Genomic DNA, 18,790 nt, shown 5'->3' on the forward strand with positions numbered 1-18,790 from the left:
CTGAGGCCAATCCCCCAAGGGGCGCGGGGAACTGCGCGACCAGCCACAACGAGCCCGCACACGCCCCACAGCAGAACCCGGCACCCCCCTAGGCGCTACGGCTCCAGCAAGCGCGGCGACAACGCCCCACACGGCACCAGATCAACCTCAGCCCCGGCATCCCGCAAATCCGTAAGCACAAGCTCGTCATACATCAACAACCCCGACTGCTCAGGCCAGACAACCGCCCACAGCCACAACCCCAACGCCTCGCCGGCGAAAACCGCCCGATCATCCGGCGCCGTAGAAACATGCCACAACGGCGTAGGCCGCCCCGCGGCAAGCAACTTCGCCTGAGGAGGCTTCTCGACGTTCATGTAGGGCCCAGGATCCGGCCCATCGATCCCCGCATACCGCGCCCCGAGCCCAACCCCGAGCTCCTCGGCAACAAGGATCAACTCCCCGATTCCCCCAAGCGGCCCCGGCCCGGAACACGCAACGGCCGTAGCCCGCCCCCCACTACGGTCGTCCCCCGCGCAGGCCACACCGGTGAACAGCCACCCGACCGGCAACGGCCACGGCATCCACACCGGCACCTTCGTCCGATGCACCACGACACTGAGCGCCTCGACGCTGGGCGGGATCACGGGCTGCAACGGATGCACCGTCCCGTGCACATCGCACTGCCAGGAATCGGCGAAGAGTCCGGGAGCCCTGACCCGGCCACCACACTTCGGGCAACTGGGTTCGCCCCTCATAGGGCCCCACGGTCCTACCCTCACCCGCGCACGTCAAGGACGATCACCCGTCCGGCCGGGCCACTCACGGAGCGAAACTAGATGTAACTTGCATTCATTACCTTGTCTAACTTACTATGTGCATATACCAACTACTTGGGAGGAAGCATGGACGACCCCTTCGACAAGGGAGCCGACACCGGCTCGGGCAGCATCCTGCGGCAGCCCAAGGCGGTCTGGGCCACCGCGGGCGCCTCGGTCGTCGCCTTCATGGGCATCGGACTCGTCGACCCGATCCTGCCGTCGATCGCCAAGGGCCTGGACGCCACGGCGAGCCAGGTGTCCCTGCTCTTCACCTCGTACTTCCTGATCACCGCCATCGCGATGCTGGTGACCGGCTTCGTCTCCAGCCGCATCGGCGGCAAGAAGACCCTGCTGCTCGGCCTCGCCCTCGTCGTGGTCTTCGCCGGTCTCGCCGGCACCTCCGGCTCGGTCGGCGAACTGGTCGGCTTCCGAGCCGGCTGGGGCCTCGGCAATGCGCTGTTCGTCTCGACCGCCCTCGCCGTCATCGTCGGCGCGGCGGCCGGCGGCAGCGCCGCGGCGATCCTGCTCTACGAGTCCGCCCTGGGCCTCGGCATGGCCTGTGGCCCGCTGCTCGGCGCCCTGCTGGGCAACCAGAGCTGGCGCTACCCCTTCTTCGGCACCGCGTTCCTGATGGCGATCGGCTTCCTGTGCATCACGGTGTTCCTGAAGGAACAGCCGAAGCCCGCCCAGAAGACGTCACTGCTCGACCCGCTCAAGGCCCTCGGCCACGGCGGCCTGGCCTCCGCGGCCGTCTCCTCGTTCTTCTACAACTACACGTTCTTCACCGTGCTGGCCTTCACCCCGTTCGTGCTGAACATGACCCCGTACAAGTCCGGTGCCGTGTTCTTCGCCTGGGGTGTCCTGCTCGCCGTCTTCTCGGTCTTCGTCGCCCCGCGCCTACAGGCCCGGTTCGGCTCCCTGAAGGTGCTCGGCGGTTCACTCGTGCTCCTCGCCGTCGACGTGCTCGTCCTCGGCTACGGCAGCCACACCACCGCCGTCGTCTGCACGATCCTGTCCGGCGCCTTCATCGGCGTGAACAACACCGTCTACACCGAGCTGGCCCTGGGTGTGTCGGACGCGCCCCGCCCGGTGGCGAGCGCGGGCTACAACTTCGTGCGCTGGTTCGCGGCGGCGGCCGCACCGTTCTTCGCCCCGAAGATCGAGGGGTGGAGCAACATCCACATCCCGTTCGTGGTCGCGGCGATCACCGCGGCGCTGGGCGCGCTGGTGGTCCTCGTACGACGGAACGCGCTCACGCACGAGGCCGAGGAGCTGGAGCCGCGGCACGCGGTGGAGGACAGCGTGGCGGTGTTCGCCAACTAGCCGATTCCCGGCCGCCGTTGGTGAGCTTGCTCACTCGGGTCTCAGTCGAGCGGGACGGATCTACGGGACGGATCCCGTAGGTCCGTCCCGTTCGTCAACCAGCGCTCCTGGAGGGCCTGCGCGCCGTGGACGCGCTTCCAGGCGGCCTCGTTCGGGGTCATGGGGAGCAGCGGCAGGAAGCGGACCGGGTCGAGGGGCGCGTCGAGTTCCAGGTCCTCGACCAGCCCGCCCGGCTCGGCGACCAGCACCGAGGTGAACGGGGCGCCGGGCCACAGCGGTTCGCCCACGTCGAGCGAGGCGCCGGGGGCCACGACCACGCCCTCGACCTGCGGGGACGCGGCGAGCACGGCAAGGGGTCGCAGCACCTTGTCGGTGTCGGCGAGGCCGGCGCGGACGGAGAGGACCAGCTCGGCGCGGGGGCCCGCGACCGGGTCGGCGAGCATCGCCGTGGGGTCGCTCATCGGCTGCGCCGACATGCCGAGGGTGGCATAGCGGACGACGGTCCCGTCCTGGTTGTCGCCCGGGAAGCGCAGGACCTCGACGCGGTCCGTGCCGAGGAAGGTGACCGCGGCGCGGGCGTCCGGTTCGCCCAGCGCGGTACGCAACCGTGCCTCCACCAGAGCAAGAACATCAACCATGCGGTGAGCATAGAACTCGTCAGTACCGGGCAAAGCAGCGCCTTGACAGTTCAGTCGGCTGATAGTCTTGGCCGGTCGTTCGGGGCAGCACGCAGAAGCGTCGCGATCAAGTCCCGACGCCGTTGACACTCCCCCACGGGGGACCGGCCGGAGGAGGTGGGGCTGCAATGGACCGAAGTCGGCCTGGCAGTACCACCCGCTCTTCCGGCCGCTGATGTCGTCGCTCTGGCTCTGCTTCTAGCCTCCAGCCGGCTGCCGCCGCCTCTCGCACTTCTTCACTGTCGCGGAAGAGCACTTCGTTTCTTTTTCCTGATCTGCCTGATCTGTCCGGCGTGTTCGATCCGACCGATCTGTCTGTTCCGAAGTCAGTGCCTGTATCAGTAGCGAAGTTCGCCACCGCGACGGTGCGGTGCTCCCCGCTTTGTGGACGTGCCAAACATCCGTACCTCAGGACGTCCCCATTCCGGGCAGTTCCAACCGTCCGCCGGCGCCTTTCGTTGCTCGACGCGAAGGAGCCCGCCATGTCGATGATCCGCGACCTGCGTGCCGTGGTCCGCCCGTCCCGTCCCTCCCTGCGCAAGGACGGCGGCGCGTACGACACGACCCGCGACCCCGGCACCCCCTCGGCCGTCGTCGACTGCGCCGTGTACCGCGACGGCGCCCGCCTCGACGCCGGCAAGCCGCTCACCCCGCACGAGGCGATGCGCCTGGTGCGCCGTGACGGCGGCTTCGTGTGGATCGGCCTGCACGAGCCGACCGAGGCCGAATTCGCCGTCATCGCCCGGGAGTTCGGACTCCACCCACTCGCCGTCGAGGACGCCGTGCAGGCCCACCAGCGCCCCAAGCTGGAGCGCTACGACGACTCCCTCTTCACCGTCTTCAAGACCATCCACTACGTCGAGCACGACCAACTCACGGCCAACAGCGAGGTAGTCGAGACCGGCGAGGTCATGTGCTTCACCGGGCGGGACTTCTTCATCACCGTCCGGCACGGCGGCCAGGGCTCGCTGCGGGCGCTGCGGCACCGGCTGCAGGACGACCCCGAGTTGCTCGCTCGCGGCCCCTCCGCGGTGCTGCACTCGATCGCCGACCACGTCGTCGACGGCTATGTCGCGGTCGCGGACGCGGTGCAGGACGACATCGACGAGGTCGAGACCGAGGTGTTCACGCCGGGCCGCAAGGGCGGGGTCTCGCGCGGTGTCGACTCGGCGCGGATCTACCAACTCAAGCGCGAGGTACTGGAGTTCAAGCGCGCGGTGTCGCCGCTGCTGCGTCCCATGCAGCTGCTGAGCGAGCGGCCGATGCGGCTGATCGACCCGGACATCCAGAAGTACTTCCGCGATGTCGCCGACCACCTCGCCCGGGTCCACGAGCAGGTCATCGGCTTCGACGAACTACTCAACTCGATCCTCCAGGCCAACCTCGCGCAGGCGTCCGTCGCCCAGAACGAGGACATGCGGAAGATCACCGCCTGGGCCGCGATCATCGCCGTACCGACGATGGTGACGGGCGTGTACGGCATGAACTTCGAGCACATGCCCGAACTGCACGCGAAGTACGGCTACCCGATGGTGCTGACCTTCACGGTCGGCGTCTGTCTGGCCATCCACCGCACGCTGAAGCGCAACGGCTGGCTGTGAGCGGCCTGGATAGGCTGAGCCCATGACTAGCAGCGAGCTGCTCGACCAGGCCCTCGTCGAGGAGGCCACGAAGAAGTCCGGCCTCGTCTGGGTCAACGGTCCCGGCGTCCCGGCCCGCGCCCTGTGGCACGTCTGGCACGAGGGGGCGGCCTGCCTGATCGGCGACGGACCGGGCGAGCAGCCGCTGCCGGGACTGACCGACGGCGGCCCCGCCGAGGTCACGGTCCGCAGCAAGGACAAGGGCGGCCGGCTCGTCTCGTGGACGGCGAAGGTCGTCGAGCTGGCCCCGGAGTCCGAGGCCTGGACGGCGGCCGTCGCCGAGCTGAAGGGCAAGCGCCTCAACGCCCCCGACGGCGAGGCGATGACGGCCCGCTGGGCCCGCGAGTGCCGGGTGCTGCGCCTGGAACCGACGGGAGCGACGGCCGACCTGCCGGAGGGTTCGCTGGCGGAGCCCCCGTTGCCGTCGCCCGCGACGACCCGGCAACCGGTCCCGGCCGGCCTGCCGCGCCTGCTCCTGAAGAAACGCAAACGCCGGTAACTGCCTTCAGGAAGACGGCAGTTGCTTGCCGTAGTCGACAGTGTCGTCGCCCTTCGGCTGCGTCACCGTGAAGCTCTTGCCCCAGTCCGAGAAGGTCAGCGTGCCCGCGCCGCCCGCGCGGACCAACCGGAGCGGATACGGCTTGCCCTCCAGGGACACGTCGAGGGTGCCGCCGGAACCCTTGTCACCGGTGATGCGGATCGTCCGGACGCCGTTCTGCGCGTGGTGCCCGTCCGTCGCGAGTGAACCGTGCAGGGTCAGCAAGCTGGAGAGGAGGACGTCCTTGTCCGTGAAACCACTGAACTTCGTGTACGAGGGGTCGCCCTGCGGCACCTTCACGTACTTGCCGTGCAGCGAGTCGCCGGCGCCCGAGTCCCCGTTGCTGTTCCAGAAGTCCGCGTCGGCCTTCAGGTACAGCTGCTCGCCGATCCGCAGCAGCCCGAAGGTCGACCCCTTCGAGGTGACCGACCCGCTGCCGCCGTCGGACTTCAGCCGCATGTCGAGCGTGTACGTCCGCCCGCTGGTGACGACGGTCCCGGACAGCCGTACGGCGTCGGCGGCGCCCGCGGCCGTCACCGACCTGGACTGGATCTTGTCGGCGGCCAGCTTGCCGACCCCGTTGGTCCCCGCGTCCGGGTCCCCGCCGCCGCACCCCGCGAGGGCCACGACACAGACCGCGCCGAGCAGCGCCGCACGACGGTTTCGGACCTGGGGGATCGCAGTCACAGGTGGGTTGCCTTCCGTGCGGGGGGCGATGGCGTACGGCAGCGTACCGGGGCCGCGAGGCGCCGGCGGAGCCAGTCCGTCCGGACCGCCCACCAGCGCGGATCACATAGGGACGGGCTAGCCTGAAGCCCGTCCGAGCAGGCATTTCGGAACATCCGGAAACCACAGAATCCATCGGTAGATCAGAAGAGAAAGAAGGAGGTGCGGCCATGGCAGCCGGCGCTCCCCGAGTCTTCGTGTCGCACCTCTCCGGTGTCGCCGTCTTCGACCCGAACGGCGACCAGGTCGGCCGCGTCCGCGACCTCGTCGCCATGCTCCGCGTCGGCCGACGGCCCCCGCGGCTGCTCGGCCTCGTCGTCGAACTCTCCACCCGGCGCCGCATCTTCCTCCCGATGACCCGCGTCACCGGTATCGAGTCGGGACAGGTCATCACGACCGGTGTGCTGAACGTCCGCCGCTTCGAGCAACGGCCCACCGAGCGGCTGGTGTTCGGCGAGCTCCTGGACCGGCGCGTCACCCTCGTCGAGACCGACGAGGAGGTCACCGTGCTCGACCTGTCGGTGCAGCATCTGCCGGCCCGCCGGGACTGGGAGATCGACCGGATCTTCGTCCGCAAGGGCAGGACCGGCGGAGCCTTCAGGAGGGCCAAGGGCGAGACGCTGACCGTGGACTGGTCCAGCGTCACCGGTTTCTCCCTCGAGGAGCAGGGACAGGGCGCGGAGAGCCTCCTGGCCACCTTCGAGCAGCTGCGCCCCGCCGACCTCGCCAACGTCCTGCACCACCTCTCCCCCAAGCGCCGGGCCGAGGTCGCCGCCGCCCTGGACGACGACCGCCTCGCCGACGTCCTCGAAGAGCTCCCGGAGGACGACCAGATCGAGATCCTCGGCAAGCTGAAGGAGGAGCGCGCGGCCGACGTCCTGGAGGCGATGGACCCGGACGACGCGGCCGACCTCCTGTCCGAACTCCCCGAGGACGACAAGGAGCGCCTGCTCAACCTGATGCAGCCCTCCGAGGCAGCCGACGTACGCCGCCTGATGTCGTACGAGGAGCACACCGCAGGCGGCCTCATGACGACCGAACCGATCGTCCTACGGCCGGACGCGACCGTCGCCGACGCGCTCGCCCGGGTCCGCAGCGCCGACCTCTCCCCCGCGCTCGCCGCCCAGGTCTACGTCTGCCGCCCGCCCGACGACACCCCGACCGGCAAGTACCTCGGCACGGTCCACTTCCAGCGGCTGCTGCGCGACCCGCCGTACACCCTGGTCAGCGCGATCATCGACGACGACCTGCAGCCGCTGGACCCGGACGCGTCACTGCAGCTGATCGCCGGGTTCTTCGCGACGTACGACATGGTCGCGGCGCCCGTGGTCGACGAGACCGGGTCGCTGCTCGGGGCGGTGACCGTGGACGACGTGCTGGACCACATGCTGCCGGAGGACTGGCGGGAGACCGAGTTCCATCTCGACGAGGGCGAGAACGAGGGCGACCGCGAGAACGAGGCAGAGGCATCGGAAGAGACATCGGCAGACGCTTCGACAGAGGCCGAGGAGGTGGCGGCTCATGACTCCTGAGCGCGAGTCCACGCGCGAGCGGACCCCGGCGGGCGCGACCGCCACCACCCGGACCCGGGCCCGGCTCGACCAGCCGCGTTCGCCCAAGCGGCGGTTCCTGCCCGAGTACGACCCGGAGGCGTTCGGGCGGCTGTCGGAGCGGATCGCGCGGTTCCTGGGGACCGGGCGGTTCATCGTCTGGATGACGGTCGTCATCATCGCGTGGGTGCTGTGGAACATCTTCGCGCCGCGGGACGTGCGGTTCGACAACTACCCGTTCATCTTCCTCACGCTGATGCTGTCGCTCCAGGCGTCCTACGCGGCCCCGCTGATCCTGCTCGCGCAGAACCGGCAGGACGACCGCGACAAGGTCAACCTGGAGCAGGACCGCAAGCAGAACGAGCGGTCGATCGCCGACACCGAGTACCTCACCCGCGAGATCGCCGCCCTGCGCATCGGCCTCGGCGAGGTCGCGACCAGGGACTGGATCCGCTCCGAACTCCAGGATCTGGTGAAAGAGCTCGAGGAACGCGAGAACAGCCACCACAAACACGTCGTATTCCCGGCGGAACGGTCGCACGGACGTGACGTAGACGACCGGTGACGGGCTTACCGGGGGCCCCGCGCGGCGCCGTACCATCGACCCTATGGCTACGGAAGACGCGGTGCGTGAAGCGCTGTCGACGGTGAACGACCCCGAGATCAACCGACCCATCACCGAGTTGGGGATGGTCAAGTCGGTGGAGATCGGTGCGGACGGAGCGGTCGCGGTCACCGTGTACCTGACGGTCTCCGGCTGCCCCATGCGCGAGACGATCACGCAGCGCGTGACGGAGGCGGTCCTGGGTGTCGAGGGCGTCACCGGCGTCGACGTGACCCTGGACGTGATGAGCGACGAGCAGCGCAAGGAACTCGCGACCGCCCTGCGCGGTGGCAAGACCGAGCGCGAGGTCCCCTTCGCGCAGCCCGGCTCCCTCACCCGCGTGTACGCGGTCGCCTCCGGCAAGGGCGGCGTCGGCAAGTCCTCGGTGACGGTGAACCTCGCGGCCGCGATGGCCGCCGACGGCCTCAAGGTCGGCGTCGTCGACGCCGACATCTACGGCCACTCGGTCCCGCGCATGCTCGGCGCCGACGGCAGTCCCACGCAGGTCGAGAACATGATCATGCCGCCGTCGGCACACGGCGTGAAGGTCATCTCCATCGGCATGTTCACGCCGGGCAACGCACCGGTGGTGTGGCGCGGCCCGATGCTGCACCGCGCGCTCCAGCAGTTCCTGGCGGACGTGTACTGGGGCGACCTGGACGTCCTGCTGTTGGACCTGCCCCCGGGCACGGGCGACATCGCGATCTCCGTTGCCCAACTCGTCCCGAACGCCGAGATCCTGGTCGTGACGACCCCTCAGCAGGCAGCGGCCGAGGTCGCCGAGCGGGCCGGCTCCATCGCCGTACAGACCCACCAGAAGATCGTCGGCGTCGTCGAGAACATGGCGGGCCTGCCGTGCCCGCACTGCGGCGAGATGGTCGACGTCTTCGGCACGGGCGGCGGCCAGTCGGTGGCGGACGGCCTGACCCGCACGACGGGCGCCAGCGTCCCGGTGCTGGGCAGCATCCCGATCGACGTCCGCCTCCGCGAGGGCGGCGACGAGGGCAAGCCGGTCGTCCTGACGGACCCGGACTCCCCGGCGGGCGCGGCGCTGCGCGCGATCGCGGGCAAGCTGGGCGGCCGGCAGCGCGGCCTCTCGGGCATGTCGCTGGGGATCACCCCGAGGAACAAGTTCTAGGGATCTTCGTACGCGGTTTTTCTACGACGATGGGGGCGCCGTCCGGTGAGACGGCGCCCCCATCGTCGTAGCCGCTACTGGGCTGCGTAGGTCGTGATGTCCTTGATCATGGCGAAGCCGAGCCCATACGCGCTCATGCCCCGGCCGTACGCGCCCACGTGGACGCCCTCCTGAGTCGACCCGGCCAGCACCCAGCCGAACTCGGACTCGCGGTAGTGGAAGGGCGTCGGCACGCCGTCCACGGGGAGGGACAGGGTCGACCAGTCGTCGCCGGCGAGGTCGTCGGCCAGGACCCAGGCCGTCTCGGTCTGCTGCTCCAGCCAGTCGTCCCGCAGGGTGTGGTCCATCTGCCCGGGCCAGGTGAAGGACAACAGCCCCACACCGGCGAGCCAGGCCGCCGAGGAGACCGAGGTGGCCTCCAGGAGGCCCGTGCCGTCGGCGGTGCGCCGGGCGGGGTTGCCCGCGACGGTGACGACCACCGCGAACTTCTCCTTGTCCTCCGTGCCTTCGTTGCGTACGGAGGGCTCGTCGCCGTGCCCGATCGAACCGTGCTCGACGGCTCCGTCCGCCGCCATGCCCACCTGCATCAGCCAGCGCGGTCCCGTGAAGGCCTCGTCGAGGCCGTACCACGGGAAGGGCGCCAGCAGGTAGCCGTCGACCGTGCGCCGGGCGGAGGGGAGTTGTTGTCCACCCTCCGCGGCCGGCGCCTGCGCGCCTACCCGACTCGTCGTCTCCATGCTCCGGACGCCTCCTCGTTCTCGTCGGACCGGGGCGGCCCGCCCCCCTTCGGGCGACTCGCCCGGTCCGCACAACAACTCGGCAGCATAGCCACCTCGTGCGAGGCAGCCCGGAAAGCGCCCGGCGCGCGAGGCGCACGGGGGCCTTGTTCAGGCCGTACGGAGGCCTTATGGATGCGTGGAAGAGGCTGGAGAGGTATGAAACGCGTCACGTAGGACGCGGTGAAGCAACTGGTGGCGTACGGCTCGGATGTCGTCCGCTTACGGCTCAGGTGGCGTCCGTTTACGGCTCAGGTGGCGTCCGTTTACGGCTCAGGTGGCGTCCGTTTACGGCTCAGGTGGCGTCCGCGTCGAAGGGTGGGCGGTCGTCCTTCTCCGGGTCCTCGGGCTTCTTGGTCATGTCGAGACGACCGCTGCCGGAGGACGAGGACGGCGAGGAAGTGGAGGGGGTGTCCGCGCTCTGCACGGCCTCCGTGACCTCGGCCATCTCCTTCTTCAGGTCGAAGCCGTTGCGGATCTCCTTGAGCCCCAGTTCGTCGTTGTCCAGCTGCTTGCGCAGGAACGTCTTGGGGTTGAGGTCCTCGAAGTCGAAGTCCTTGAACTCCGGACCGAGCTCCTCGCGGATGTCCGCCTTGGCGCTCTCCGAGAACTCTCGGATCTTCCGGATCGTCCGCATGACGTCCTGGATGACCTTCGGGAGCTTGTCCGGACCGAAGACGAGCACGGCGAGCACAATGATCGTCACCAGCTCGAGCGGTCCTATGTCATTGAACACCTGAAGCTCCTTGCGATGTCCTCGGTCCTCGGCCCTCGGTGGTCTGTGCGGGTCTTCCGTGGTCCGGGCCGGGTCCACGGTACCCGGCGATCCCACCCGACCGGTACTGTCCCGGGGGCTACGAGTGGGTGTACACCACCGGTTTTCCGGGTTGTTTGCCTAGTGGGACGGGGCGCGGGCCTCTCACCTGTGACGTTTCTGTCAATCACCGGTCGCCGAGCCCAGGACGAGCGTCAAGGTCATGTCCTTGCCGCCTCGCCGCAAAGTCAGCCGCAGGTGGTCGCCGGGCCGATGAGCGCGCGTCCTGACGATGAGCTCGTTCCCGGAGTGAACAGGCTCGCCGTCGACCTGGGTGATGACGTCGCCGGCCTTGAGTCCCGCCTTGGCACCGGGCCCGCCCGCGGTGACGGCGGGCCCGTCGCCGCTGCCCTTCGTGGCGACACGGGCCCCGTCCCCCGCGTAGTCCATGTCGAGGGTGACGCCGATGACCGGGTGGGTCGCCTTCCCGGTATTGATCAGTTCCTCGGCAACCCGCTTGGCCAGATTGACGGGAATGGCGAACCCGAGCCCGATCGACCCGGCCTGCCCACTCTCTGTACCGTCCCCGTCCCCGCCCCCATCCCCGTAATCGGCGGACCGGATAGCCGAGTTGACCCCGACCAGCCGCCCCCGCGCGTCGAGCAACGGCCCACCGGAGTTCCCGGGATTGATCGGCGCGTCGGTCTGCAACGCATCCACATACGACACATCACTCCCGTCCGACGACTCACCCCCGGCCGTGATGGGCCGCTCCTTGGCGCTGATGATCCCGGAGGTCACGGTGTTGTCGAGATCGAAGGGCGCGCCGATCGCCACAACGGGGTCCCCCACCCGCACGTTGTCGGAGTTCCCGAGCGGCATCGGCGTCAGCCCGCGCACCCCACGCACCTGTACGACGGCGAGGTCGTACCCGGTGTCCCGCCCGACGACTGTGCCCTTGACGGTCTGCCCCCCACTGAACCTGACGGATATCGCCCCGTCACCACCGGCGACCCGCACGACATGGTTGTTGGTGAGGATGTGCCCCCGCGTATCCAGCACGATCCCTGTCCCGGTCCCCGACTCCTCATCCCCGCTCACATGCAGAGTCACCACACTCGGCAGAGCCCGAGCGGCAATCCCGGCCACACTCCCGGGCGCCCGCTGACCGTCTTCCTTCCCGGCCTGCGGCAACACGACGCCCCCACCGATCCCGTCCCGCTCCAGCCGCGCACCTACGACACCACCGACACCGCCGGAGACAAGAGCCAGGACAAGGGCGGAGACAGCCAGGAGTTTCCGCGTGCGGGTGCGGCGCTGTTCAGGGGTGAGGGCTGGGGCGCCGGTCTGCTGGAGGGGGGCGGGGGTGGCCCAGGGGTCGTAGCGGTGCCAGGGGTTGGTGGGTGGGGTGGGTTCGGGGGTGAGGGCTGAGGAGGGGGTGAGTGAAGGGTGCCGGGCGGGGGTGGGGGTGCGTGAAGGGTTCAGGCCGGGGGCGGGGGCCTGGTCCGGGACAACAGGGGTGAGGGGGGCGGGGGTTGAGGTGTCGGAGAGGGGCGGTGTGGGGGGAGCGAAGGGCACCGGGGTTGCGACAGGGGGTGCGGAGACGCCGGGGGCTGAGGCACCGGCGCCAAGCGCGGGGGTGCCGGGAGGCGCGGTATCGGTGAAGGGCGGTGCGGCGGGAGGGAAGGATGCCTGGGTTGTGAGGGAGGGCGCGGAGGCGCTGGAGGCTGAGGCGTCGACGCCAAGCGCGGGCGCGGGGTTGCCGGGCGGTACCGGGGGAGCGAAGGACGCCGGGGTCGCGACGGAGGAGGCGGAGACGCCAGCGGTTGAGGCATCGACGCCAAGCGCGGGCGCGGGGTTGCCGGGCGGTACCGAGGGAGCGAAGGACGCCGGGGTCGCGACGGAGGAGGCGGAGACGCCGGCGGTTGAGGCATCGACGCCAAGCGCGGGCGCGGGGTTGCCGGGCGGTACCGAGGGAGCGAAGGACGCCGGGGTCGCGACGGAGGGCGCGGAGACGCCGGCGGTTGAGGCATCGACGCCAAGCGCGGGCGCGGGGTTGCCGGGCGGTACCGAGGGAGCGAAGGACGCCGGGGTCGCGACGGAGGGCGCGGAGACGCCGGCGGTTGAGGCATCGACGCCAAGCGCGGGCGCGGGGTTGCCGGGCGGTACCGAGGGAGCGAAGGACGCCGGGGTCGCGACGGAGGGCGCGGAGACGCCGGCGGTTGAGGCGTCGACGCCAAGCGCGGGCGCGGGGTTGCCGGGCGGTACCGAGGGAGCGAAGGACGCCGGGGTCGCGACGGAGGGCGCGGAGACGCCGGCGGTTGAGGCGTCGACGCCAAGCGCGGGCGCGGGGTTGCCGGGCGGTACCGAGGGAGCGAAGGACGCCGGGGTCGCGACGGAGGGCGCGGAGACGCCGGCGGTTGAGGCATCGACGCCAAGCGCGGGCGCGGAGGGGGCGGAGGATGTCGGGGTCGCGACGGAGGGCGCGGAGGCACTGCGGGCTGAGGCATCGGCGATACGTGGTGCGGGGATGCCTGGAGGCGCGGTGTCGTCGAACGGCGGCGCAGGAGTGTCAGCAGCCGCGGGAGCGGAGTACAGGGCGGGAGCACCGAGGGGCGCGGTATCAGCAAGAGATGGTGCAGGAGCCCCCGGAGACGCGGGAGCGCTGTACGGGACCACCGGGGCTGGAGTGTCAGGAGCTGCTGTGTGGGCCTGTGTGGCCACGCCGGGCGCAGAGGTGACCGCCGGGTGCTGAACAGGCGGCGCGGGCGCCCAGGGCCCCGGCTCGCCGTACGGCGGGGTGCTGTAGGGGTCGGGGTCGTGCAGAGGCTTGGGCCTGCCGGTGGGCGAGAGGACCTCGCTGGGCGTCGTCGGGGGTACGGGACGGGAGGGTTCCGCCTCGAAATCAGCGCCGACGCCTACAGCCGCGACACCGGTCGGAGAAACCGACGCGGGATGACCCACCTCGGAAGGTTCCGGTCCGAAATCAGCGCCGACGCCCACAGACGCGGCGCCAGCCGGGGAGACCGACACGGGATGACCCACCTCGGAAGATTCCGGTCCGAAATCAGCGCCGACGCCCACAGACGCGGCGCCAGCCGGGGAGACCGACACGGGATGACCCACCTCGGAAGGTTCCGGTCCGAAATCAGCGCCGCCGCCCACAGCCGCGGCGCCCGTCGGGAAGACCAACCCGGGATGACCCAGCCCGGAAACACCGTCGGCGCCCACGCCACCGCCCGGGAAACCCGACACGGGGTGGCTCAACTCGAAGTCACCGCCGGCGTCTACGACCACCCCGTCGGCCTGGGACCCCGAGACCGGATGCCCCAGCTGGACACCAACGTCCGCCGCAGCAAGCCCAGTTGAAGACTCGACCACAGGCCGGTCCAGCTCTGAGTCACCGCCCTCGCCCACGACCACACCATCGGCCGGGGACGCCGACGCGGCACGCCCCAACTCGAAATCACCGTCAACACCCGCAACCGCACCGCCGACCAGGGACTCCACAGCACGACGCCCCGGGTCGACCTCACCGTCAACGCCCGCAACCGCACCGCCAGTTGGAGCCCCACCCACCGGCCGACCCAACTCGACGTCACCGCCGGCATCCTCAGCCGCACCCCCGGCCAAGCCCCCCGACACAGGGCGCCCCAGCTCGAAGTCACCCCCACCGGAAGCCACTTCACCGCTCAGCCCATCAGCAGGTGCCCGCAACTCGAAGTCCCCGTCGCCAACCCCCGCACCCGGCGGCCGCAACGCAAAGTCCCCGTCGGCATCCCCGACACCCTCGGTATCCGCGCCGGTATCCCCGTCGACGTCAGCCCCACGGACACGGACCCCGGCATCACCCAAAGGTCCCGGTGCAGCATCCTGCGCGTCAGCCGTGCCCGGTACCGGGTGATCCGGCGCCGCGGGGCCCCGACCCCGAGCCCACCACTTCGTCCTCGCAGGCCCCCGCTCCGGCGTCCCCTCGTTCATGGTTCCCGTCCCCCCACGACTGCCCGCGCCACCCCGTACTCCCCGGATTCAACCAGGTTCGCGGGCCGTGGCGCAGAGGCCGGTCAGTGGAGCGGGTGGGCGGGGAACGAGGGGGCGGAAGAGGGAGACGAGGTGGCGTCGGGAGCCGGTGTTCGGAGCAGGCCCGGGGTCATGACCTCAGGGGCCGTGGACCAGGACGTGAGGGCGACCGGCGGGGTCGCGTTGAGCGGGCGTATCAGGGGCGACATGACCGCCGCTCCGGCCATCACCGGCGCGGTCAACGTGTGCATGACCTCGTCACCCTGGACCGCCGCGGGCGACGGCACTCCGGGGAGCAGCGGTGCGGAGACCGAGGTAGGGACCGCCGTGTCGCCGAGCATCGAGCGCTGGCTCGTGCCCTGGGCGAGCAGGGGGCCGACCCCGCGGCGGCGCCCGGCGTCGGTGGTGGCCGCCGCGCCCGTGCCCTGGGTACGCGCCGGCGTCACACCCGTACCGCCCCGCGCCTCCGCAGCCGTGTCGCCAGGAGCGACCGTGGCCACCCCGCCCAGCGCGATCGCGGCCAACGAGACCGCCCCGGCGGCGACGAACGCGAACCGCATCCCGCGCGAGGCGGAGCGGTCGGCGTCGTGCCGGCTGACGTCATGGATACGGAAGCCTTCGCGGGCGGACCGGGACGAAGACGGGGATGCAGATGTAGCTGGAGACGGGGCCGACGGAGTCAGGGCCCTGGCCACGTGTGGGCCCGCGGGGACGTAGCCGAACTCGAACGCGTCGAGCGGGCCGTCTCTTTTGACGCCGAAGACGCCGATCCCGGCGGCGAACAGTCCCCCGCCGGGCGGCTCCTCGCCGTCCGTGTCGCCGCCGCCCCCGGGGAGCCCCTGCAGTCGGGCCAGGAAGCTCTCGGAGGGGGGCGGTGGGGCCATTTCCGCGAACACGTTCTTCAGTCGGCGCTGCGCGTCGGCCTCGGCCTTGCACTTCGTACAGGTGGCCAGGTGCGCCAGTACGCGCTCGCGCGACTCATGACCGAGCTCCCCGTCCACCAGGGCGGAAAGTCGGTCTCCCAGATGCTGCTCCGCAGGCGTAGGACGTGATCCACTCACGCGGTCGCGCCCCCTCCCCCCAGCGCGGGCACACGCGCCACGAAGGAACGGCGCTCGGCCCGTGCTTCCGGCGAGCGGTGCGCGAGGGCCTTGCGGAGCTGGGAGCGGCCGCGGTGGATCCGGGAACGGACCGTACCGAGCTTGACGCCCAGGGTCGCGGCGATCTCCTCGTACGAGAGACCCTCGATGTCGCACAGGACGACCGCCGCCCGGAACTCCGGGGCGAGGGTGTCCAGGGCCTGCTGGACGTCGGCGTCGAAGTGCGCGTCGTTGAAGACCTGCTGGGGTGACGGCTCGCGGCTGGGCAGTCGCTCGGCCGCGTCCTCCCCCAGCGCGTCGAAACGGATGCGCTGCTTGCGGCGGACCATGTCCAGGAAGAGGTTGGTGGTGATGCGGTGCAGCCAGCCCTCGAAGGTGCCGGGCGTGTACGTCGACAGGGAACGGAAGACCCGGACGAAGACCTCTTGCGTCAGGTCCTCGGCGTCATGCTGGTTCCCCGTCAGGCGGTACGCGAGCCGGTACACACGGCCGCTGTGGGTGCTGACGATCTCCTCCCAGGTGGGCGGAGTCCACGCCTGCCCGTCCGCGTCGGTGGAGAAGGTCGCGGTCTGGGCATGGTCAGCGGCGTGGCTGTGGTCAGCAGCGGTGTCGTTCACGGATTTCGGCCTGCCCGCCGATCCGAGAAAGCGCCGAAGCACTCCTCCCCGATCCACAGGTACAGCCGCACCTCCCCTGTCGGCTCTGGTGGTGTCCAGTGGAGCCCCTACCATAGCCACCTCGCCCGTTAGCTCCGGATAAGCGGTTTTACGAGAATTTGATACACGCTCATACCGACCTGGCGGTGGTGCGAGCCGATGCTCGCGACCTTGCTCGACGTCCAGCTCGACGACCTGATCCATCGTCATCCCCCGCCCTTCCCTCCGGTCGCGTCCCCGAGTGCATTCCTCCCCCTCTAAACGCCCGGTCCCATCAGCAGGTTCCCGGCACCAACGGATACAGTCACGCCCAGGCAACCACGGGGACAGGAGAGGGTCATTACCGGCAACCGGCAGACGAGCTGGGCGTTCGCCGACGCCTATGTCGCCGAGGACGAAGCACTGCGCTGGGCCCGGGACCGGGCCCGCGAGGCAGGGCTGCGCTCGGTGTCGCCCGGCACGGGCGCCGCGCTGCGGATGCTCGCCGCCACCGTGGACGCGAAAGCGGTGGCCGAGATCGGAACCGGGACGGGCGTCTCCGGAATGCATCTTCTGTACGGCATGCGGCCGGACGGGGTACTGACCACCGTCGACCCGGAGCCGGACCACCAGCAGTTCGCCCGCCAGGCCTTCCGCGCGTGCGGCTTCGCCAGCAACCGGGCCCGCTTCATCCCGGGCCGCGCCCTGGACGTGCTGCCCCGGCTCGCGGACGCGGGCTACGACCTCGTGTTCTGCGACGGTGACCGGCTGGAGTTCCTGGACTATCTCGCTGAATCGTTGCGCCTGCTGCGTCCGGGTGGCCTGGTGGTCTTCGAGGGCGTCTTCGCCAACGGCCGCACCGTCGACTCGAGCCCCCAGCCCACCGAGGTCCTCCGACTGCGCGAGCTGCTGCGCGCCGTGCGCGAGAGCCCGGAGCTGGTGCCGTCGCTGCTCCCGGTGGGCGACGGCCTGCTGTGCGCCGTCAAGCGGTAGACAGGCGCCGAACGCCGGACCTGCCGTAGAAATCCGAACTCAGGACTCCGGGCAAACAGCTGCCCCGGCACCGTCTCGGATGCCGGGGCAGCTGAAGGGGTATGGTCGCGTTCCGCCGCGTCAGCCGACGACCTTCTTGAGGGCGTCGCCCAGCGCGTCGGCCTCGTCAGGGGTCAGCTCGACGACGAGCCGCCCGCCGCCTTCGAGCGGAACGCGCATGACGATGCCCCGCCCCTCCTTGGTCACCTCGAGCGGGCCATCGCCCGTCCGCGGCTTCATGGCCGCCATGCTCGTTCCCCTTCCTGAAACCAGCTCATCGTCGCCGACGGCCCCATGGAGGGCACGCGCGGCCCCTAATGAGACACGCGTCACCGGCATCGAACACATTGCTTCCAAGCCATTATCCCGCATCTCAGGACCCGATGACCAACATCAGTCGGCATCGCTTGGGCAACGCGCGCGAGCAAAACCACTCAATTCGCCGATGTGACTGCGATACTCCGCCGCCGCGCGGACCCCGGCCGACCCGATCCGGACCAGAATTCTTTGACGCAGGTCACACGTCCGGTCCGGGTCGTGGACGGCGATCTCCGCCATGCTGTCCTACGGACGTACGGCCTACCGACCGGTACGCCGGAGCCGCGACACCCGAGGGGATACGCCATGGCCGACACCGTGCTCTACGAGGTGAGCGACGGACTCGCGACGATCACGCTGAACCGCCCCGAGGCGATGAACGCGCTGAACATCGCGACCAAGGTCGCCCTCCGGGAGGCGGTCCGGTCCGCGGCGGCCGACGACGCCGTACGGGCCGTGCTGCTGACGGCGGCCGGGGAGCGGGCGTTCTGCGTGGGCCAGGACCTGAAGGAGCACATCACGCTGCTGGCCTCCGACCGGGAGGCCGGGACCGGGGCCACGATGACCACGGTCAAGGAGCACTACAACCCCATCGTGCGGGCGCTGGCCGGGATGGCGAAGCCCGTTGTCGCCGGGGTCAACGGGGTCGCCGCGGGCGCCGGTTTCGGGCTCGCCCTGGCCGCGGACTACCGGGTCGTGGCGGACACGGCCGGCTTCAACACGTCCTTCGCGGGGGTCGCCCTGACCGCGGACTCCGGCATCTCCTGGACCCTGCCGCGGGTCGTTGGTCCGGGACGTGCTTCCGACCTGCTGCTGTTTCCGCGGACCATCAAGGCGCAGGACGCGTACGACCTCGGGATCGCCAACCGTCTCGTCCCTGTTGGTGAGCTGCACGCCGAGGCGGAGAAGGTGGCCCGGCAGCTGGCGGACGGGCCGACGGTGGCTTACGCGGCGCTGAAGGAGGCCGTTGCCTTCGGGCTGACGCACACCCTTGAGGAGACGCTGGAGAAAGAAGACGAACTGCAATCTTGGGCGGGCGCGTCGGAGGACCACGCGATCGCCGTGCAGGCCTTCGTCAACAAGGAGAAGCCGAAGTACTTGGGTCGCTGAGTTCTGAAGCTGCGGGTGTGTGGGGCTGGTCGCGCTCACGCGGCGGAGC

General features: G+C 70.2%; 19 protein-coding genes. 10 read left to right on the forward strand and 9 right to left on the reverse strand.

Features of this window, described 5'->3' with window-relative positions; translation table 11 throughout:
* Window positions 1–95: 95 nt before the first annotated feature.
* Complete coding sequence (locus OG504_RS19365; RefSeq protein ID WP_033282004.1) at window positions 96–737, reverse strand: DUF6758 family protein; 642 nt, start codon at window positions 735–737, stop codon at window positions 96–98.
* A gap of 147 nt (window positions 738–884) precedes the next feature.
* Here OG504_RS19365 and OG504_RS19370 point away from each other — a divergent pair, with 147 nt between their 5' ends.
* Window positions 885–2,123 carry an MFS transporter gene (locus OG504_RS19370; protein ID WP_405990932.1) on the forward strand — a complete coding sequence of 413 codons (1,239 nt, stop codon included), beginning with the start codon at window positions 885–887 and terminating at the stop codon, window positions 2,121–2,123.
* A 41-nt stretch (window positions 2,124–2,164) separates the two neighbouring features.
* Here the strand turns inward: OG504_RS19370 and OG504_RS19375 are convergent, their stop codons facing one another.
* A complete protein-coding gene (locus OG504_RS19375) occupies window positions 2,165–2,761 on the reverse strand; it encodes a suppressor of fused domain protein (RefSeq protein ID WP_405990933.1) in 597 nt (198 codons plus the stop codon).
* 521 nt (window positions 2,762–3,282) lie between these two features.
* On the opposite strand from OG504_RS19375, the gene OG504_RS19380 reads away from it, so the two are divergent.
* Window positions 3,283–4,401, forward strand: coding sequence for a magnesium and cobalt transport protein CorA (locus OG504_RS19380; protein ID WP_405990934.1), 1,119 nt, complete (start codon window positions 3,283–3,285; stop codon window positions 4,399–4,401).
* A 22-nt stretch (window positions 4,402–4,423) separates the two neighbouring features.
* Window positions 4,424–4,939: a hypothetical protein gene (locus OG504_RS19385; protein ID WP_405990935.1), complete on the forward strand. Its 516-nt coding sequence runs from the start codon at window positions 4,424–4,426 to the stop codon at window positions 4,937–4,939.
* A 6-nt stretch (window positions 4,940–4,945) separates the two neighbouring features.
* Here the strand turns inward: OG504_RS19385 and OG504_RS19390 are convergent, their stop codons facing one another.
* A complete protein-coding gene (locus OG504_RS19390; RefSeq protein WP_405990936.1) occupies window positions 4,946–5,665 on the reverse strand; it encodes a hypothetical protein in 720 nt (239 codons plus the stop codon).
* Between the two features lie 209 nt (window positions 5,666–5,874).
* On the opposite strand from OG504_RS19390, the gene OG504_RS19395 reads away from it, so the two are divergent.
* Genes OG504_RS19395 through OG504_RS19405 form a run of 3 tightly spaced genes read left to right on the forward strand, consistent with a single transcriptional unit; the run spans window position 5,875 to window position 8,996 of the window.
* Window positions 5,875–7,236 (forward strand): magnesium transporter MgtE N-terminal domain-containing protein, encoded by a 1,362-nt coding sequence (locus tag OG504_RS19395; RefSeq protein ID WP_405990937.1) that lies wholly within the window; start codon window positions 5,875–5,877, stop codon window positions 7,234–7,236.
* Complete coding sequence (locus OG504_RS19400) at window positions 7,226–7,819, forward strand: DUF1003 domain-containing protein (RefSeq protein WP_405990938.1); 594 nt, start codon at window positions 7,226–7,228, stop codon at window positions 7,817–7,819. Before OG504_RS19395 ends, OG504_RS19400 begins: the two co-directional genes overlap by 11 nt.
* A 43-nt stretch (window positions 7,820–7,862) precedes the next feature.
* Window positions 7,863–8,996 (forward strand): Mrp/NBP35 family ATP-binding protein, encoded by a 1,134-nt coding sequence (locus OG504_RS19405; RefSeq protein ID WP_405990939.1) that lies wholly within the window; start codon window positions 7,863–7,865, stop codon window positions 8,994–8,996.
* A gap of 74 nt (window positions 8,997–9,070) precedes the next feature.
* Here OG504_RS19405 and OG504_RS19410 read toward each other — a convergent pair whose 3' ends face one another.
* The 3 genes from OG504_RS19410 to OG504_RS19420 form a co-directional block, all read right to left on the reverse strand.
* Entirely contained in the window at window positions 9,071–9,733 is a 663-nt protein-coding gene (locus OG504_RS19410) for a hypothetical protein (protein ID WP_318018677.1), read from the reverse strand.
* Window positions 9,734–10,067: 334 nt separating this feature from the next.
* Complete coding sequence (locus tag OG504_RS19415; protein ID WP_405990940.1) at window positions 10,068–10,508, reverse strand: sec-independent translocase; 441 nt, start codon at window positions 10,506–10,508, stop codon at window positions 10,068–10,070.
* A gap of 201 nt (window positions 10,509–10,709) precedes the next feature.
* Complete coding sequence (locus tag OG504_RS19420; protein WP_405990941.1) at window positions 10,710–12,104, reverse strand: trypsin-like peptidase domain-containing protein; 1,395 nt, start codon at window positions 12,102–12,104, stop codon at window positions 10,710–10,712.
* 82 nt (window positions 12,105–12,186) lie between these two features.
* Between OG504_RS19420 and OG504_RS19425 the strand changes: the two genes are divergently transcribed.
* Complete coding sequence (locus OG504_RS19425; RefSeq protein WP_405990942.1) at window positions 12,187–13,281, forward strand: hypothetical protein; 1,095 nt, start codon at window positions 12,187–12,189, stop codon at window positions 13,279–13,281.
* Window positions 13,282–13,724: 443 nt separating this feature from the next.
* Window positions 13,725–13,895 (forward strand): hypothetical protein, encoded by a 171-nt coding sequence (locus OG504_RS19430; RefSeq protein ID WP_405990943.1) that lies wholly within the window; start codon window positions 13,725–13,727, stop codon window positions 13,893–13,895.
* A gap of 695 nt (window positions 13,896–14,590) precedes the next feature.
* On the opposite strand, the gene OG504_RS19435 is transcribed toward OG504_RS19430, so the two are convergent.
* Together OG504_RS19435 and sigE are read right to left on the reverse strand one after the other, a co-directional pair.
* Window positions 14,591–15,607, reverse strand: coding sequence for an anti-sigma factor family protein (locus OG504_RS19435; protein WP_405990944.1), 1,017 nt, complete (start codon window positions 15,605–15,607; stop codon window positions 14,591–14,593).
* Complete coding sequence (gene sigE, locus OG504_RS19440; protein WP_019072074.1) at window positions 15,604–16,305, reverse strand: RNA polymerase sigma factor SigE; 702 nt, start codon at window positions 16,303–16,305, stop codon at window positions 15,604–15,606. The genes OG504_RS19435 and sigE overlap by 4 nt, the downstream gene beginning before the upstream one ends.
* A gap of 270 nt (window positions 16,306–16,575) precedes the next feature.
* Between sigE and OG504_RS19445 the strand changes: the two genes are divergently transcribed.
* Window positions 16,576–17,274, forward strand: coding sequence for an O-methyltransferase (locus tag OG504_RS19445; protein WP_078622928.1), 699 nt, complete (start codon window positions 16,576–16,578; stop codon window positions 17,272–17,274).
* Between the two features lie 120 nt (window positions 17,275–17,394).
* On the opposite strand, the gene OG504_RS19450 is transcribed toward OG504_RS19445, so the two are convergent.
* Complete coding sequence (locus OG504_RS19450) at window positions 17,395–17,562, reverse strand: DUF3117 domain-containing protein (protein ID WP_003966491.1); 168 nt, start codon at window positions 17,560–17,562, stop codon at window positions 17,395–17,397.
* A gap of 375 nt (window positions 17,563–17,937) precedes the next feature.
* On the opposite strand from OG504_RS19450, the gene OG504_RS19455 reads away from it, so the two are divergent.
* Window positions 17,938–18,741, forward strand: a complete 804-nt coding sequence (locus OG504_RS19455) for an enoyl-CoA hydratase/isomerase family protein (RefSeq protein ID WP_405990945.1) — start codon at window positions 17,938–17,940, stop codon at window positions 18,739–18,741.
* Window positions 18,742–18,790 lie beyond the last annotated feature (49 nt).

Source organism: Streptomyces sp. NBC_00986 (assembly GCF_045162565.1).
Lineage (GTDB): Bacteria > Actinomycetota > Actinomycetes > Streptomycetales > Streptomycetaceae > Streptomyces.